The organism is Nitritalea sp. (genome assembly GCF_054166705.1).
Genome location: NZ_JBSZCV010000001.1, coordinates 73,918 through 91,865, shown reverse-complemented (window position 1 = coordinate 91,865; position 17,948 = coordinate 73,918). Strand labels below are relative to the sequence as shown.

Sequence of the window (17,948 nt, the reverse complement as noted above, 5' to 3'; positions counted from 1 at the left end):
TGGTGCGATTGAGGGGCAGGGGCTTGTTAAGATGAAGTATAAATTCATTAATTTCAATTCCTGTATGGTGCGATTGAGGGTGAATTTATATCGCATCTTAACAAGGCCCTGACGAAATTTCAATTCCTGTATGGTGCGATTGAGGGGGAAATGCCGATCTATCTTCTATTGATTTAGATCTAATTTCAATTCCTGTATGGTGCGATTGAGGGGTTGGGATGGGGAGGATAGTGAACAGGAGGTATGTATTTCAATTCCTGTATGGTGCGATTGAGGGTTTTTCTAAAATCTCTGACAGAAGATGAGCGCGAGAATTTCAATTCCTGTATGGTGCGATTGAGGGTATTAGTTACCACTACTTAGCAAATCGAACTGTAAATTTCAATTCCTGTATGGTGCGATTGAGGGCAATCAATTCTGCAATGCAGAAAAACCCGCGTCGCATTTCAATTCCTGTATGGAGCGATTGAGGGGCGCCGCCTGACAGCATACCTTCAAATGGAGGCGCTATTTCAATGCCTGTATGGTGCGATTGAGGGCCAGGCGAGCGCCTTTCGGCTGAATGCACAAAATGATTTCAATTCCTGTATGGTGCGATTGAGGGAATCGGAAACATAATTAGCGCCTTCATTTACGCCAATTTCAATTCCTGTATGGTGCGATTGAGGGGATGGATTGTGTAGCCTTTTTCTCGGTACCAATCTAATTTCAATTCCTGTATGGTGCGATTGAGGGAATCGAAAAACTAGGATTTACGTACGTCGTACTTCGATTTCAATTCCTGTATGGTGCGATTGAGGGTTTCCCTATCGGCGGAGGCATGGACAGGCCGGGGGAATTTCAATTCCTGTATGGTGCGATTGAGGGGACGCGGCAGAAGTGCCGACGCCTGGCGCGAACGCGATTTCAATTCCTGTATGGTGCGATTGAGGGGCGTCGTGTACGTACTTTGCAAAGCAGGCGCACCAAATTTCAATTCCTGTATGGTGCGATTGAGGGATGATTTTCAGTTCCCCCTCTTTGAAGGAGTGTGTTATTTCAATTCCTGTATGGTGCGATTGAGGGGGCCCAATAGGCCCGCAAGGAATTCAGGGAGCACAATTTCAATTCCTGTATGGTGCGATTGAGGGCTTATGCGTAGCGTGCAGCACCATAGCGCATGCGTAATTTCAATTCCTGTATGGTGCGATTGAGGGACGGCCTCGGTGGTTACTTTCCGCCACCCCTGCACGATTTCAATTCCTGTATGGTGCGATTGAGGGTAGCGCTAGTGCTGCATCGGATAGCGAAACTGCGGCATTTCAATTCCTGTATGGTGCGATTGAGGGGTGGACTGGACAGCTCCACAGCAGGTACTAATTTTATTTCAATTCCTGTATGGTGCGATTGAGGGCGTATTCGTTGTCGTTGTGGAGGGAATGAAGAGCGAATTTCAATTCCTGTATGGTGCGATTGAGGGCTTCCCCTTATCGAATCCCTTCGCCACGACAGGATGATTTCAATTCCTGTATGGTGCGATTGAGGGGCCGTGGATTTCTTTGTAAAAATAGCCATTTTTTAATCAAAAAGGCTACTTTCTTGCTTGAAATTCCTCTCTTTTCGCGTCGGTCTTCAATAAACGATTTTTAGCTTAGGATCGACACATTGTTAAGTATTTTGTTATCAGTGATTTAACTGTATTTTTTTTGTCCTGGTCTGAGGTACTTGATTTTTTAGCCGTCGTTCGACAACTAAATAAAAGTGTCTAAATTGTTTTTCTCTTGCCCTATGACCTCTTTGTCTAGCCATCTTTCTTCCCTACTTTTAAATACAATAAGGCTATCGGTATCTGGCTTCATGATTCTTTTTGCATTGCTAATCAGTTCCTTGTATTTGACGTCAGTGATTTCTCCTTCAAAAACTGAATTCTGAATCCAATTTAAATATTGTCTACATAGCTTCAGCATCTTGCCTACGCGCTTCTTCCCAATGTCATAAACTAAAATAACGTACATAGTGACCTGTGTTCGGGTAAAAGGTTTTCGATCTATTTACCACCAAATTTTAAATGGTTGATAGATTTCCATATCTAACAGGTGTTTGCTCAACTTGTAACACTCGAGTTTTACGAGACTTTTATAACTGATTTGCTTCTTCAAGGTACGGTGCTTAATGGTTTCATTAAGCCGTTCTTCAAAGGCTCGGATGAAAACCTTTTTGCCTGACTCTTTTAATAGCACTTTGTTAACATGAAAATCAAAATCTTTGGATTGGATTTCTTTTTTATTTAAAACTCTGAAAATAATCCTGTCTACAAGAATGGGCTTGAATATTTCTGCCAAGTCTAATGCCAAAGAATACCTTCTGTATCCAGGCTCATGTAGGAAACTGATCGTGGGATTCAATTGGGTATGGTAGATCTGATCCAAGCATAATGTATAGCACATCATATTACCAAATGATATCAAGGCGTTGAGCTCATTCATAGGAGGCTGTTTACTTCTGCCCTCCATTGCATGGTCTTTGATAATCACGTCAAATGCCTGATAATATACCTGTCGGATGTTCCCTTCTATGCCCATTAGTTCAGGGATGGTTGAGGATTTTTCAATTTCTTGTGTGTAAAGATCAATTTTAGACAGCTGAACCTCCAAGTCTTTGCCCCGATTGTGGTAGTACCTTAAATTCTTGGACATATTAAATGCCGCTCCAGAGACGAATTTCTGGGCAATTGCCAAACGCTTGTTGGCATGTAGGTAATGTTGGGTTTGCTTAATTTGCATTTTGCCTGCGAGCAAGTACTCTTTGGATTGGAAGCTTCCGGTATAGTGCTCGTAGTAATCAAAAAAGTGAACGCTTACCCCGTTTTTGCCAAGAAAATTGTACAATGCACTATTGGCATCTAATGACCCAAAACAATAGAAATCGGATACACCTTCTATGGGAATATACTTGGGAGTACCCTCTTTTCCAGATTCATCCACAGGAGTAAATTTAAGGGTATTGTCTTTCCTGCTCATTCTACCAGGATTAAAGAGATAGTAGGTTTTTTTCATAGAGGCATTTTTTAAGCGGAAACTATTTTTGACCGGGTTTTTTTAAAGTCTATCTACTTTTTTTGAAAAATAAATCAGACCTTCGCTCCTTATTCTCCAGCATAGCAAAAATCAAAATAGCTGCATTTCTTACAGATTGTTTTCTTCAGCAGTGGAGGGCACTTGTCTTTGTGGATGATTTCAGAACTTTCAGAAATCCATTTCTCGACCTTTTCTTTATCATTACTTTCCCATTCTACGCTCTCTCTCTGCTTCATTTTGGGATATTCTAAAATAGCAGAAGCACCATGAATTCCATTTTTCATTAAAACATATAAATAGTACTTGACTTGAGCAATATGAGCTTGTTCCAATTTATTAGTCTTTTTTACCTCGTGAATCACCTTGTTTTTGGCATCATAATAATCGATTTTGATGCCATCCATTTCTAATTCGGTGTATTTTCTGGAACGTTCTAAATAGGTGGTTTCCGAAATCAACTTTCCTTCGGCCACAATTTGGGAGGTGTGTTCCATTTGAATTCCATTGGCAAACAACCAGAGTTTCCTATGACACGTATGGAGGTATGCAATGTGGGTTCCTGTCATTTTCATAGGCTCAGTAGGATAAACTTAAATAATTAGCTATATGGAATTTCTTTGCATGGATTAAATTACACCCGCAACGCTCAATTCTCCTTGCAATGCGTTCAAGCGACCATTGGCATACACTATTCTGTCTATCAGTACTTCTGTTTGATGCTGTATGCTTGAGATATTTTGGGCAATTTTCAATAGAGTAGCTACCCTCGCATAGAAATCTCTTCCTCTTTCGCTAAGGAGAAGTTCTTCAATTTTTTGTGCTTGGATGGCTAAACCTTGTTCGGGGTCGTGCTTCAAGCAAGGGGTCATTGTTTCGACAATGTTCTACCTGATTGTATGGTGAAATGCATGCTTATGTGCTTCTGTATATTTCCCTTCCATACATAAAGTAGTGCTATAGACATGGGAATGTATTGGAGTGATTTAAAAGACTACTGGTCTCATCTTCAGTTATTTGCTCCAATGCTTCATGTTCTCGTGCATATCCACTATGGGAAGGAAAATAGTCATCGCAATCCAGTTCATCCAGTCTAATGAATGCAAGATAAGCCGTGATCAAATCCATACTCGTAAATATATAATAATTAGGATCTGTCACCGTAAGGGCTAGTGTTGTCCTTAGGCAACAGATAGAAGTTAATAAATTGCTCCTTAAGCTGCTAATCATGTTCAAGGATAACATGGAGAAATGAAAGCTTGAGCTGATCAGAAGCTTATTGGTATAATTTGTCAAACATAGGAAGAGAAGATATAAGAACACCTCCCTCTAGAAATCCATAGAAGAAGGTGTTCTTAAAAATTAAGCGATTTGGTTTTCGTAATCGAAGGCAGACATTTTTGCAATTAGTGCTTGTTCGGCACGGTCGAGGGCATCTGCTGATTCGCCTTTGGTATGTATAAAACCTCCTGCTTGAAGGGAGATGAATGTTTCAACACCCCTCAAGTTTTCATCGATAATAGGATCTGCCTTTTTTGAGTTTTCTTCTGAAAGCTTGGCTCGGATGCTACCTGCAATCAAATTGGCATTCGCACTGATTGATATGGCCAAGGTATCCATAAGGCTAAAAGTTCTGGATTGGTTAGAAGTGATGCGCCAGTTGATAATTGCATGAGCTAAACCTTTGATCCACTCTTCTCTCAGTGATTTTGGGCCTACTAAGCAAGGACCAAATACATTTTTGGATTCAATCCAGCCTTCTTCTTTTAATTTTTGAATGGTTGATTCAGACATTTCAGGCTCGTTTGAATTGAGACTTACAGAAAAAAGTCTCCTTAAATCTATAGCAATATCAAATACGAAAAGACCTGTAGCTCGCTCTGCAGGATTTAACCATTTCCTGCCCAAGCTTCTATCTGTATTTCCTTCAGTTTTCAAAACTATGTCGATATCTTCTTCAGAAAGAATGTTTCCTTTACTGTCTCTGATGATTACTACGTTGTTAGGACGTTCGCTTCTATCGAAAGAACCGGCTTCTCCTCCGTTCGAGTCTAATCCAGCTAACAATGGATGTAAGGCCCTCATGGCAGAAATGGATAGAGGACTTCTTCTTTTTAACGTTCTTTCTCCACCGCCTTTTGAAGCTTTCATCCAGCCTCCAAATAATTGATCGGCATAAGTTGGGTCACATGTTCCATAAACCTCTCCTTCTTTAAGTTTTTTCTGTTTATCTACCTCAAATAGAAAGGTCGTAGGTGAAGGTGTTTGATCAATCGCCTCGCAAAGTGCGTCCATCAATGAACGTTTTACTTGCTGTCCACTAGAAAATGGAATTCTTTTATTGAACTGAACATCATAGTAATATTTTTGCCCATTGGCTACGTTAAAAACAGTATGTTCCGCTCTCTTTAAGGTTCTAATATAAATTGTATTCATTTTTTTAATTAGTTATGGTTATGATTATGATTATGATTATGATTATGATTTCTTTTGTTGGTAAGCGTAATCGAATTTTAAAAGCGTTAAAAAGTAACCAAACTCCTCATTAGTCATCAGGTGTACTTCATCTTTTAGCGTTTTTAGTGTTTCTAAATCATCCCTGTCCAGATCAGGAATCATAAGTGTCAATGACTCAATAAATCCTTTTTTGGATTTGGATGTAAACATCTCCTTTTCTACCAGTGTGACTCTTGACATGCCTTTTCCGGTATTTCTATACCTTAAAATGACCTCAGCCAATTTAGGGGTATAGTCTGTGATTTCTTCTTTGTTTCGTGTTAACATAGCGACTAACCAGGTTTTGTATGCTTGATAATTTATTGTGTCTTCTTCTTTTTTGAAGGTTAAATTTTTGTCTTCAAATAAGTATTTTTTCAGGCTGTCTGGACGTAATGCCTGCAAGCCAATACTTCCCAATTCACAGGCACGCTTGATATGCATCCCAAAAAGGCTCTCAAATTCCCTCTTACTAATTTTAAAATCGCCAAACAGTTTCTGATAAACTTCTTTGAGATTTTTCCCCGACTTAAATTGAAATGGAACAAAGCCTATGGTTTTATTAGTCTGTCCAAATCCATAGACATATCCCATCATTTCTTTTTCTGGGAATTGGGTAGATAGGCTAAAGAATAATTGACTCCAACTTACTGTAGCCACTTCTGCTAGATTAGCGTCCACTTTGAAAATTTTCTGGTTGGTAAGTTCTGTAAAATCAAAGTCTACTCGATATTCCTCAGGATTCAGAGAATATGTCAACCATTGTCCATTCCAAGAATTAATCTGATTGCCACGAAGCTTTTCCAGAGTAGGGTCATTCAAATACTGGCGATATGTTTTCCAACCTTCAAAAGTTTGTAGTATGATTTCGGGATTGTCAAAAAGTATTGTGAAGCCTCCAGCGACACCAATACCTAGACTACTTCCTATCCATGAAAAATAAACCTCATCCTCATTCACAGGGATTACCACATCGCTGACCAGGCCGGAAGTACTGGCAAACTCCTTCGATTCAGATGCAGGATATCCTAAAGCAAAGCTTGCATCAGGAATTTCCTTTCCAGCCTTTTCATATAGGTTTTCAAGTTTTTCCATCCTTTCATCTTCCGAAAGTAAATGTGGTTTTTGTCCACTTTTCATTTGTACAAAGGGGGAATTGGTCACCCATTGCATGTATTTGGGATGATTGTAAAATAACTCCCAGTATTCTAGCTCAAAAAACTCTTTTGGGGAAAATTCTTTGGCATACTTCTCATTGTATGCCTTTAGAAATGTTTTGCCGATAACTGCTGTGATCATAATATTTGGTTATTTACATCAAAGTTATTTTCTCTTATTTTCTTTACATCTAAGCCAATTTCAAAATCGTATGCCTTATCAGGAATGATGAAGGGCTTATTCCCTTTTTGCGCTTGGTTCATTCCTCTCACAGCAAAATACCTTACTGGAATCTCCAACTCAAGTCTCTTTTCAAAATCAGTATTTTCATATTTCTCTAAATCTCCTTCACAAATACAGGACGCACTGTCAATTTCCAACAATTCAAATAGAATTGATTTGCTCCTATGTGTCAGCTTGTCAATAGTAATTCTTCCATCAGATTTGAATACAGCATGTTCTTCGATGTTCATAAAATCAATTTCTGGAAATACATAGTCAATTTTACTTTGCAGGTCTCGTTCTTTTAAAATTTGTCTGTCTTCTAAAATTTCATAAGATCTGCGAAGTACCTCAATATCATAAGGTAAGGCATCATTTTTATTTTCCGAAGGAGCGATAAGATAAATGGGTTTGGTTTTCCCTATGGTCTCCTTCGTTCTTATTCTATTTACCCTACCAAACCGCTGTATCAAAGCATCAATAGGTGCAGTCTCAGTCACCATAAGATCAAAACTGATGTCTAGACTTACTTCTACGATCTGGGTAGATATTACAATACAAGCCTCTTTAGAGGTATTGAATTCTTCGTTTGGATTTCCGTCATCATCTAATCCTAGAAGTTGTTTTTCTTTATAATTTCTGTCCCCTCTTTTGAATCGACTGTGGAGTAATAGGATCGGAGTGTTAGGATATATTTCCCTTAAATGGGCATAAGCATCTTGCGCTCTTGCGACACGGTTAAAGACTACTAATATTTTTTTATTTTCTTCTATGGCTTGACTGATTTTTGACAAACTCTCTTCATAAGAATTGATTTTGAATAAGGTATGTCTATCAAATGCATCCAGCTCTTCTTGAGACAGTTTCTCTTCTAAAACATCCGCTCCCAATTCCTCTACTATTTTCTGATAAAGCTTTGTTGGCATGGTGGCTGTCCCTATATGAATGGCGCAATCCAATTGCTTAAGAATCTGAACCAATTTCAATACAATGGCTTGAGATACCCCAGTGTATGTATGGATTTCATCCAAAATAAAGTCGCATCCTTTTAAGTCGAGAAGCATAGCTTCATAACCCTTCATACCAAAGGCAATAGCTGCCAATTGATGGGGAGTTAAAATCTTTATCGCTGAACCAAAAAGTGGCTGTAAAACACTTTCCTCTTCTTTACCATTTTGTCGAACGACCATGGAAGCAGAATGGAGAGCCCGTATATCTAGGTCTGGGTTGTCCAGTTGTAAGTCCTTGGACACCCGCTTATACATGGCATTGATTGATGCCTGAAATGGGAGTGTATAAAAAACGCGTCCTTTAGTTCTTTTGAATAGATAGTCTGTTTTACCCGCTCCTGTACTGGCCACAACAAGTGTATGTTTCTTTGGTGAAGTGGTTTCTTTATAAGAAAGTGGATATAATGGATGCGAACGGTTATAAAATGAAAGATTTGGTGTTTTAAAAGCCTTTCTTAGCTTTTCCTCTGTATCATTGATCAAGGCAGAAGCAAAGTGATCTGCTCCCATTAGCAAGCCTCTCCACTCTGCATACCCTCTGATTTTTGTTTGTTTTTTACAATATGATATAGCGTAGGAAAGGTTTTGACGGGCCTCCTTTTCACTAAACGGAGCACACTGTATTCCAATATCTTCTATAAGTTTAAAAGCTTGAGGAGACCATTGATCCCATTGGCCAACATGAAAGTCAATATATTCATATCCGTTTTCCAAATCCAGCAATCCTTTATCTCCAGCATCGTTTTTGGCTGATTTGTGATGTGCAATGACCATATCCAATAATGCTGAATATGCTGATTCAGGAAACACAGATAAGAAAAGAAGAGAACTTATTTCATGTCTGAATACTTTGCTGTTTCGTCCATTTCCTCTTATTCTTCTTTGAAATTCAGGGTGAGCCTTTCCAATATCATGTAAGATAGCTCCACTGAATGCCAATAATTTATCCATTTGTAAAAAGTTGGCAAAAGCCTTCGCAGCATAGGACACGTGTAAAAGATGGTCTTTTAAGGAAGTGTATTCTGGAGCAGATTTGGCAAGAAGAAGTTCCATCAGAAGTTGGTTACAGGTTGACCTACTACTCTAATCCAGCCATACATGGGTTCATTATTTTGCCTATTATACCCAACTAAAAATGATTTGTCATTTTTCTCAAAAACCAACTCGAAACCTGGAAACCGATATTCATCCGCTTCAAATTTTTCTTTACTAGTTTCAGTAACTGTGTCTGGGTACATTATATCCTCATTTCTACAAAGACAAACATGTTGACTTGCTGCTGTAGAGGCATCTTCTTTAGATGAAAAAGCCAGTAAGAGAGTAGGATTTTGTAAAACTCCACGTATCAATATTGCCTTCGGTCTGTCAAAGAGAAACTCCTTTCCTTTTCTGGTCGAATTCCAACCTCTAGTTTGAATTACTTCCTGTTGTCCACTGATCTGATCATAAGCCAATCTATGAGCGACTATTTTATGGATACCTTCATTTCCCAATAACTCTGGAAAGAGCTTTTTCTCAATACCTTCCACAATTGACGGAGTCAAAAACTGCTGGCTAAAAGTTTCACTATCTCTGACCGCCGTCCATGGCTTTATAAAACCAAATGGACCAGAATATTTTACTACGTAGTATGTCATATCCATTATTTTAAAGAGCCAAATCCAATTCCAGTACTATTCCCAATGCCCACGTTCCAAGCAAATTTGAGCTGTTCTTCATTGCCCTCAATGATTACGGGACACATGTTTGCTCTACAATTAATGCCGTTGTAATTGATCATTTTCGTGCTCGGGTTTCGATAGGTCGGGTCAAAATATACTTTCACTCCATCTGCATCAAGACCAGCCTTTTCGAGTTTCGTTTGAAGAGTTTGAGTCATGTAAAGTCCTGAGTTAGGATCAGAAAATGTATAATGATGCACTCTTTGCTCTAATTTTCTTTTAATAAATATGGGACTATTTAAGAAAAATCGCTGAATAGGCTCAACTCTAGGATCCTCCAAAAACATTACTTCTAGGACTTTCATGCCGAAATTTAAATCAAAGTCATTTTGAATTCCTATGATAAGATTTTTTATCAATGCCGTATCATATGAGCTAATTTGCCAATAGGCCCCATTTTTGAAGTTTAACACTTTATTTTCAATTTTTCCTCCCATCAGCCAAGATAGGGAATATAGTGAAGTGTCATCATGTATATGGTTTTCGCCAAGCCACTTGTGAAAGGCTCCAACTAAACTTCTTTGGTAATTAAATGGGACCGGTTCAGTATTAGGACTGAGCTTTATATTTAATCTCATCTGTATGTTTTTTAATGCGACTAATTTTATTTGTTGTATCTTGATAATTGATCTGTATTAACTAGTTATTTGTAAAAAATTATTTTGATTTTATGGTGTGAGTTTCATTTGTAGATATTTTATATTGAAAATTTTTTAAAAAAAGGTGCTTTAGTATAGGAGTTTTTTAATCTCTTCTCACCTCCACACACCCAAACCCTTGACTGCCGAGGTGTCCAAATCCTGCGTAAAAACCAATTCTCTGTAATTCAATGGGTGCTGTAAACTCAAATTCAAAGCTATAGCCGATAAGTTGTGTTTCTTGAGCTGTTAACTGCTTTATTTTGACACCCTCTTTGTATATCTTCCGAAGTGGTTTAAAGTTAAAATCTGGGAATCGTTCTTCATCCAGTGTCGCTTCCCTTTGATCGACTAATGTCAGGGCCCTAGACTTCGATAAGAGGTTTTGTAGTAGAAGTATCCCATAGTCCCTGTCTTTTGGATGTAGGTGATCTTCCCCACCTAATGGCCGCTTTCTCCGAACGAATATGGGTGAAAGACATCTATACTTCATTTTCTCCTGAAACACGGGGGCTTGTCCTGCCTCTATTGCACTTACTTGATAAACTATCTTACTGATTTTGTCACCTAAAATAAATTCCTGATTATAAAAGATACCCTTTATGAATTCTTCTGCAGCCTTATCTATTAGGAAACTGATCTCAAAAATGGCGACCTCTCCATGGTGATGGATTCGTCCTGCTTCTTTAATCACCCTAAAGTGATCAAAGAATATCCTCGAAAATGTGAAAAGTCTAAATTTTTTACCAAACGCAAGGTATCCCTCTTCATGCAAAAACCTGCTAAACGCGCTATCGACGCGGTTTATCGCGCGATAAATTGCAGCCGAAAGTTCGTACTGATAATTTATGGGGATGAAGCTTTCTTGCCTGGCTTTGCTTAATGATATCCTAAACCGCATGGAAAAAATCTTTTCGTTCAAGATAAATACTAATCCTTTAATTGTCAAGTTGGTTTGAAAAAATATTTTCCTACTCGCTCATAAACTATTTCACTATCCCTATTTTCTTATATTTTGTGTGCAATTGTTATGGATAATAGAAAGATCGTTGTTTTTTGGTAGGCGAACATCAAACGAATACAAAAACGAAAGCAAACGAAAGCAAACGAAAGCAAACAAACATCAAAACGAAAGCAAACGAAAGCAAACAAACATCAAAACGAAAGCAAACGAAAGCAAACAAACATCAAAACGAAAGCAAAAGAAAGCAAACGAACATCAAAACGAAAGCAAACGAACATCAAAAGAAAAGAAAACGAAAGCAATCAATCATGGGAGGTGGGAGGATGGGGGAGTCTTCCAGGGCTTTTGATACGGCCTGTCGGCGATCGCGAACCCTAAAAAAAGCCGAAGGTAGCGAAGACCTGCCCCGCGATGAGGTCGGTGCCAAGGAGCGCTAACGCTAAAAAAAAGGCTTGCCGGAAATACATCCAGCAAGCCCTTGTTCCTGTAGCGGCCTCCCCTTATCTGGAGTTGCTGCCGAACAAGAAGGAGTCGCGCGCTTTGTCCTTTTTCAGCACAGCGCCTTCCGCCAGAGCGTCCATACCCTTGGGTGGCTCAGGCGATAGCCGGATGATTAACTCCAAATCATCCTCTACCTTCACCTCCTTGGCGATGAAGCCCACATAGGAGACGGAAATCACATCGAAGCCTGCCGGAATTTCCAAGGTGAAGCTGCCATCACGGCCCGTTGTCGTGCCCTTTGTGGTGCCCTTGATCACTAAAGCAGCACCCATAATCGGGTTTTCCTCCTCGTCAGCAGCGACAACAACCCCCTTGACCGTTTTGGCCTGTCCAAAGGCCTCTCCAACAAGAAGCCCTAAACTCAGGAAGAGCCCGAGAAGAAGCGGCATAAGTTTGTTATTCATGGTTTTTCTGGTTTATGGTGTTCGGTTTATTTTCAGGCAATACAGTACAAAAACCTTTCCGAAAATTTCTTTCCGATATTTTTCTTTCATTTATACCAGGGTCATGGCTTTACCTTTGGCCCGAAAGGGCCCAAAAAAAAGGAGCCCCTTCCGAAAAGAGACTCCTTATCAACAGTCGGAGCGATGCTTTCTCCCGCAGGCTAGGCCGCTACCTCTCTCCGGATAGGCCAGAGCACAAGGAGGGGTGCCATGCAGCTCGCGCCCTTAAAAAACGAAATTCAAGCGTGCGAAGACGAAGCGCCCATTAAAGCCTGCCTGCTGCACACGGCGGGAGTACACGAAGCGACCCTGACTCATATTGCCACTGTGGGTGTGCACATCCGGGTAGGCATCGAACAAGTTGTTCGCACCGATATTCAGGCGTAGGTGATCGTTAAAGCGATAGCTCACGGTCAAATCTGTCACCGTCATCGGAGAGAAGGTCTGGTCGAGGGTCTCACGCTGACCGGTAAAGGTATTGATCGGGAAAGCCGAAGGGTCATCGCCCATGGTCGGATCTAAGAACACCACCTCGCCGAAATACACCACGCGCAGCATAAAGGAGAAATCTCCGATGTTGTAATTGGCCATGGCGGATACCTTGCTACGCGGATTGGCCACCTCTACGCGGCTTTGGTCCTCCCTGTTGAAGTAGTTCCCCAGCTGTCCTGTCGCCTCTAAAATCGGGGAGGCACGCACGATGATGTCGCCATTTTCATCCCGACGGACTTTGTTGTCGATAAAGGTACCGGCTAGCATGAGGTCGAGCTTGGAGCGGTTGGAGAAGAACTTTTTATAGGTCAAAACCCCTTCGATACCACGTGCGCGGGTGTCGATCGCATTGGTGAAGAAGTTTGCCGTGTTCGCATTAACGGCATCTAACTGCGCCGCCAGCGCGGGGTCTCCACCTGCCGTGAAATTATTCGTTAAAATGATTCGATTGTCGATGTCTATTTGGTAGGCATCGACAGTCAGCTCTAAGTTGCTGAGCAGCTGTAGGGTCGTTCCTAGCGTGAAGCTGCGGGAAGTTTCCTGCTGTAGTTCAGGGATGCCTAAAATGCGTGCGGGCTCACTGTCGTTTCGGAAGGTGCCACTCTCCACCGGGACGAGGCCCTGGCCGGGCAACGTGACGAAGAGGGTGTTGACCCGCGAGTAGAAGCGCTGCTGCATGGAAGGGGCGCGGAAGCCTGTGCTGGTAGAACCCCGAAGGGTGATGGCGTCTGTCAACTTATACCGAGAGGCCAACTTATAGATCAGTGCACTGCCGAAGTCGGAGTAGTTTTCGAAGCGCAGGGCCCCGGCCACGTTAAAGCGGCTGGAGAAGTCTTGTTCTAGGTCCACATAGAGGCCGATATTATTTCGGGTCCAGGCGCCGGCGGTGCTGGGCGCAAAACCTGGGAACACCTGCGCTCCCGCTGCCACTCCTGCATCTGGGTTGAAATTTCGCCAAGAGGCCTCTTCTCCTTCGCGGATGGCGAAGCGTTCCACGCGAAATTCAGCACCGGCCGCCACATTTAAGCCTGCCAGCACATCGTAGCGGCGTGCCGCATCGAAATTAACCAAGTTCTGAAGGAAGTTCAGTCCTCCGGAGTCGAAGCGCTTCTGGAAGTTGGCTACATCGACGGCCTGGGAGTAGTTAACTGAATTACTGATTTCGAAATCGAAGATGTTTTGGCCGTAGGTATTGCTTAAATCATAGCGCCATTCGCCCAGGGTTCCCCGAATCCCAAGGGTGTTTGCGATGTCGGTGATGTTGGTATTGATTTCAGGAAGGAAGCCGTTTGGATATACATTGAGCACATTCGTCCGTGCAGCTGCGGGGATGGCGCTGGGGTAGCGGTAGAATCCCGCCGCATTTCCACGCTTGTTGTTCCAGTTGCCGAAGGAGTAGAGGGTCACCTTGTCATTGAGCGGTAGCTCAAAGTTCGCCGCGATGCCTCCGGAGTTGATGGCTGAATTCCCGATACGCATGTCGAAATCCTGCCGTGTCAGTCCCCGCTCTTGGAGGATTTCCTCGTCTATATTTGCCCCATTTACGGGAGGAAAGATAGCGCCTGTAAAGGTACCTGCCCGAGAGGTGAAGTCACGACGGGTATATTCTCCCGTCAGGTTTAGGAAACCCTCATTGCCGACAGGCAAACCATAATTCAAGACACCGCTGACCATGGCGCCATCGGAGATAAAGGCATCTGCATCCTCGCCATTGTTAATGGCAAAATCCCGAGCAAAGCGCGTGAGGTGCGTTCCTGTGGCCACATTTCCGGAGAGGCCTTTTTCTTTTTTCAGGACGATGTTTATCACGCCGGCGATGGCATCGGAGCCATATTGGGCGGCAGCCCCATCCCGTAAGATTTCTATCTTTTCCACTGCAAAGGCGGGGATGGCGTTCAGGTCAGTACCTACCGTCCCGCGGTTTACGGTTCCATTTACGTTCACTAGGGAGGACTGATGGCGTCGTTTTCCATTCACGAGGACGAGCACCTGATCAGGGCCCAGGCCGCGCAGCTGTGCCGGATCCATATGGTCTGTTCCGTCCGAAATGGTTTGGCGGGAAGACTGAAAAGAAGGGGCGATGTAGGTCAAAATTTGGTTCAGGTCCACCTGCCCGAGGGCGTCGATCACCTCGCTTACCGGAATGATGTCCACCGGGACGGGGGAGTCGATGCGGGAGCGTGCGCCCACGCGGGTTCCGGTGACGATGACTTCGCCGAGGGCCGCATCATCACTTTCCATGCGAACAGTAATTTCGCTCCGGTTGCCGATGGCAATGTCCTGGGTACGAAAACCGATAAATGAGATCGTGAGCGTGTTTCGGCCAGCAGGAACTTCTAAGGAAAATCGGCCATCCAGATCTGTGGTGGTGCCTGTGCCAGTTCCCTTCACGAGTACGGAGGCGCCGGGCAGTGGCTCCCCGCCGTCTTCCTCAGATAGGATCTGTCCCTTGATGATCCGAGTCTGTGCCAATGATTCTGCCATACTTCCGAAGAAGAGAAGAATAATATATGCAAGTAAAACTTTTTTCATACGTTCTTATTTGGTTAAAGGGATAAGGACACAAATAAAGTAAATTGTATGCAATTTCCACTTCTGCTTTGTGCAAAAATGCTATATTTCTAACTAAATCAAATGATTATTTGCTTTAGATCGTATGCGTATTTATACAATTTTGTTTATACCCATTATTTCACTTTTAAAAGGAAATTTATTGGGTGTCCCTGATTTTGTCGGGCATAAAAAGTATTTCATCATCTTTAAAATGCAGTTCAAATGGAGAAAAGTTTTTACGCGGCGGCGGGAGCCAAAGGTTTTCTGGCCTTTACCCGAAGGAAAGAGAGCTCTCACGGTCAAAAGGCGCATCGGGCTGCCGACACCAGAAGCGTTTTTACACGTTTAGCCTTCCCCCTCTAAAGCCTGTAGACGAGCGAGAAGGGGAGGGTGGGAGTAGTGCATCCACACATACCAGGGGTGAGGGTTGAGCTGAGTGAGGGTGTTCGCAGAAAGGGTCTTCAGGGCTTCCGCTAAAGGTTCTCCAGCAAAAGTGTCTCGCGCATAGGCATCGGCCTGAAACTCGAACTTGCGGCTTAGGATCTTTTGGACCACGCCGATCATTCCGGAGAGGGGGGAGAAAAGCATGGTAAAGCCGATGATGTTCAGCTGCACCGAAGTAGCCGTACCGCCGAGGGCTAGGCTCATGGTTTCGCTGTAGATCACCTGCCTGAGGACGGCCAGCACCAGCCCGGTCTGCAGGATGCTGAGCGCCATCTGCCAGAGGATATGGCGTTTTTTATAATGCCCGACCTCATGGGCGAGCACGGCGACCACCTCATGTGGGGGGTGCTGGTCGATCAGGGTATCGTACAAGATGACTTTTTTACGCTTTCCGAATCCAGAAAAGAAGGCATTGGCTTTTTTACTGCGGCGGCTGCCGTCCATGACGAAAATAGTCTCTATGGAGAAGTTTACTTTTTGCGCGTAGCGCAAAATCTGCTCCCGCAGCTCCCCTTCCGGCAGGGGGCTCAGCGAATTAAAGAGGGGCAGGATCCAGGAGGTGTAGACCGTGTTCACGCCCAGCATGAAGAGGGTAGCCAGAATCCAAAACTGCCACCAAAAGGCGGGGCCTGCGGCATGGATAAAGTAAAAGAGGGCAGTCAGCAGGGCGCCTCCTACGCTGATGGAAAGCAAGTAGCCCTTTAGGGCGTCGGTGAAAAATAGCTTAGGCGTGCTGGTGTTAAAGCCAAAGCGCGCTTCGATCACGAAATTTCGGTAGTAGTCGAAGGGGAGCGAGAGCAGGTCAGCGCCGATAAACAAGATGCCGAGAAAGAGGACGGCATGTGCGATGGGGGGGAGGCCCCAGGTGCCGATCCAGCTGTCCAGCAGGCCGAAGCCTTCGCTGGCGATGAGCAGAAAGGTGAGCAGAAAGGTAAAGGTACTGGAAAATAAGCCAAAGCGGTAGAGGGCCTTTTGGTAGGCCTTCGCTTCCTGTAGTTTTTCGCGGTCCACGTACTGCTGCAGGGTTTCGGGTACTGCGGGGACCTTTCGGGTGATGTTTAGGTAATTGAGGAATTTATTTCCAGCGAATAGCAAGCCGAGCACTCCGAGGAGCACATAGCGTAACATCTGTTCATCCATGTGTGACGATTAAAAACGTGGGCAGGGGAGGATGGTTTCTTTGCCTTTCTTTCGCGGCACATTTCGGTCGCCCAGCAGCAGTGACACGCTGATTTCATGCGCTCCTCCTGTCTGGATTCCGAGGCGCGAAACGGTGTAATCGAAGCTGTAGCCGAAGCTAAAGCCACTGGGCAAGTTCACTCCCACCATCATCACAACAGCATCGCGGTTGGATTGTTGCTCCACGGGCCGAAATGGGAGGCCGCGGTACCAGAGGCCGATGGTGAGAGGCTCCAAGTAGGCATAGGTGCCTATGTCCAGCTGCTCGAAGGGGCCTTGGTTCTGATAGTGCACCGTAGGGACGATGTAATATTCTTTTTGGAGGTGGGTGAAATCCCTCCGGTAATTGTTGATCCGCAGCGGAATTTTATAGCCCGCATGTAAGGAGATGCGTCGGGGCAGGTTCGCGAAATCTCCCGGCGTGTCATTGAGGAAGCTTTGGTTCGGCGTGTTTAGATGGTGGACGGATACCCCTGCCCAGAAGCGCTCGGTGTAGAAAAGGCCGCCTAGCCCGAGGGTGAAGAAGTTCACAGGTTCCACGATGCCATCCAGGCCATTATCGGGTAGGTTAGCGTTTGGGTCCAGCGGGTTATCGGGGTTAAATTGATTCGAGAAAACCAAGTTGTTAAAAAAGCCGATATCACGCTGCACAAAGGTAGCGGAGGCGCCGGGTCGAAAATACATGCCTTCTCCCAGCCGCAGTTCATAGGCATAGAAAGCACCTACGGAGGTACTGCGGAGGTTGACGAAGCCTTCTGTGTCTTGCATAAACATGAGCCCGATACCGCTGTTGTAGTCATCGAGGTAGCCGTCTATGTAAGCGGAAAAAGTCGTAAATGAGGCGTCCAGCCCGGGCCATTGGTTGCGGTAATTAAATCCGATGCGCGTTACTTGCTCTGCTCCTGTAAAAGCGGGGTTTAAAAAGAGAGGAGCTGCATAATATTGACTATATTGCGGGTCTTGCGCACGTACTTGCGCTAGGCTACAGGCGTAACAAACGAGAAAAAAAAAGAAGCGACAGTAAGACCTTTGCACCAGCTTATGCGTTATTTGTATATGCAATCTAACGATTAA

At 43.6% G+C, this 17,948-nt stretch carries 15 protein-coding genes and 1 CRISPR repeat array; of the genes, 1 reads left to right on the top strand and 14 read right to left on the bottom strand.

All coding sequences use genetic code 11. The annotated features are described in order from the left end of the window. Positions 1-50: 50 nt before the first annotated feature. A CRISPR array of direct repeats spans positions 51-1,525; the repeat unit is 30 nt; unit sequence ATTTCAATTCCTGTATGGTGCGATTGAGGG. Between the two features lie 205 nt (positions 1,526-1,730). From cas2 to cas6 (ACXIT9_RS00280), 10 genes are all read right to left on the bottom strand, one after another. Continuing rightward, entirely contained in the window at positions 1,731-1,994 is a 264-nt protein-coding gene (cas2, locus tag ACXIT9_RS00325; RefSeq protein ID WP_458054254.1) for a CRISPR-associated endonuclease Cas2, read from the bottom strand. A 36-nt stretch (positions 1,995-2,030) separates the two neighbouring features. Continuing rightward, positions 2,031-3,035: a type I-B CRISPR-associated endonuclease Cas1b gene (cas1b, locus tag ACXIT9_RS00320; RefSeq protein ID WP_458054253.1), complete on the bottom strand. Its 1,005-nt coding sequence runs from the start codon at positions 3,033-3,035 to the stop codon at positions 2,031-2,033. Between the two features lie 89 nt (positions 3,036-3,124). Continuing rightward, positions 3,125-3,628: a CRISPR-associated protein Cas4 gene (cas4, locus tag ACXIT9_RS00315; RefSeq protein ID WP_458054252.1), complete on the bottom strand. Its 504-nt coding sequence runs from the start codon at positions 3,626-3,628 to the stop codon at positions 3,125-3,127. A gap of 54 nt (positions 3,629-3,682) precedes the next feature. Then, a complete protein-coding gene (locus tag ACXIT9_RS00310; RefSeq protein WP_458054251.1) occupies positions 3,683-3,913 on the bottom strand; it encodes a hypothetical protein in 231 nt (76 codons plus the stop codon). A gap of 502 nt (positions 3,914-4,415) precedes the next feature. Further along, positions 4,416-5,489 carry a CRISPR-associated protein Cas7 gene (locus ACXIT9_RS00305; RefSeq protein ID WP_458054250.1) on the bottom strand — a complete coding sequence of 358 codons (1,074 nt, stop codon included), beginning with the start codon at positions 5,487-5,489 and terminating at the stop codon, positions 4,416-4,418. Positions 5,490-5,531: 42 nt separating this feature from the next. Then, the gene (locus ACXIT9_RS00300) at positions 5,532-6,848 is read right to left on the bottom strand and encodes a hypothetical protein (RefSeq protein WP_458054249.1); all 1,317 of its coding nucleotides are present in this window, start codon (positions 6,846-6,848) and stop codon (positions 5,532-5,534) included. Beyond that, on the bottom strand, positions 6,845-8,992 hold the full coding sequence (gene cas3 / locus ACXIT9_RS00295) for a CRISPR-associated helicase Cas3' (RefSeq protein WP_458054248.1): 2,148 nt from the start codon (positions 8,990-8,992) through the stop codon (positions 6,845-6,847). Before cas3 ends, ACXIT9_RS00300 begins: the two co-directional genes overlap by 4 nt. Then, positions 8,992-9,576, bottom strand: coding sequence for a hypothetical protein (locus tag ACXIT9_RS00290; protein ID WP_458054247.1), 585 nt, complete (start codon positions 9,574-9,576; stop codon positions 8,992-8,994). Before ACXIT9_RS00290 ends, cas3 begins: the two co-directional genes overlap by 1 nt. Positions 9,577-9,581: 5 nt before the next feature. After that, entirely contained in the window at positions 9,582-10,238 is a 657-nt protein-coding gene (gene cas6 / locus ACXIT9_RS00285) for a CRISPR-associated endoribonuclease Cas6 (RefSeq protein ID WP_458054246.1), read from the bottom strand. A 166-nt stretch (positions 10,239-10,404) separates the two neighbouring features. Then, complete coding sequence (gene cas6 / locus ACXIT9_RS00280; RefSeq protein WP_458054245.1) at positions 10,405-11,199, bottom strand: CRISPR-associated endoribonuclease Cas6; 795 nt, start codon at positions 11,197-11,199, stop codon at positions 10,405-10,407. A gap of 155 nt (positions 11,200-11,354) precedes the next feature. On the opposite strand from cas6 (ACXIT9_RS00280), the gene ACXIT9_RS00275 reads away from it, so the two are divergent. Continuing rightward, positions 11,355-11,699, top strand: coding sequence for a hypothetical protein (locus tag ACXIT9_RS00275; protein ID WP_458054244.1), 345 nt, complete (start codon positions 11,355-11,357; stop codon positions 11,697-11,699). Positions 11,700-11,762: 63 nt separating this feature from the next. On the opposite strand, the gene ACXIT9_RS00270 is transcribed toward ACXIT9_RS00275, so the two are convergent. From ACXIT9_RS00270 to ACXIT9_RS00255, 4 genes are all read right to left on the bottom strand, one after another. Beyond that, positions 11,763-12,167, bottom strand: a complete 405-nt coding sequence (locus ACXIT9_RS00270) for a carboxypeptidase-like regulatory domain-containing protein (protein ID WP_458054243.1) — start codon at positions 12,165-12,167, stop codon at positions 11,763-11,765. A gap of 264 nt (positions 12,168-12,431) precedes the next feature. Beyond that, entirely contained in the window at positions 12,432-15,230 is a 2,799-nt protein-coding gene (locus ACXIT9_RS00265) for a TonB-dependent receptor (RefSeq protein WP_458054242.1), read from the bottom strand. A gap of 366 nt (positions 15,231-15,596) precedes the next feature. Then, positions 15,597-16,835, bottom strand: coding sequence for a M48 family metallopeptidase (locus tag ACXIT9_RS00260; RefSeq protein WP_458054241.1), 1,239 nt, complete (start codon positions 16,833-16,835; stop codon positions 15,597-15,599). A 9-nt stretch (positions 16,836-16,844) separates the two neighbouring features. Continuing rightward, the gene (locus ACXIT9_RS00255) at positions 16,845-17,936 is read right to left on the bottom strand and encodes a PorP/SprF family type IX secretion system membrane protein (RefSeq protein ID WP_458054240.1); all 1,092 of its coding nucleotides are present in this window, start codon (positions 17,934-17,936) and stop codon (positions 16,845-16,847) included. Positions 17,937-17,948: the final 12 nt, after the last annotated feature.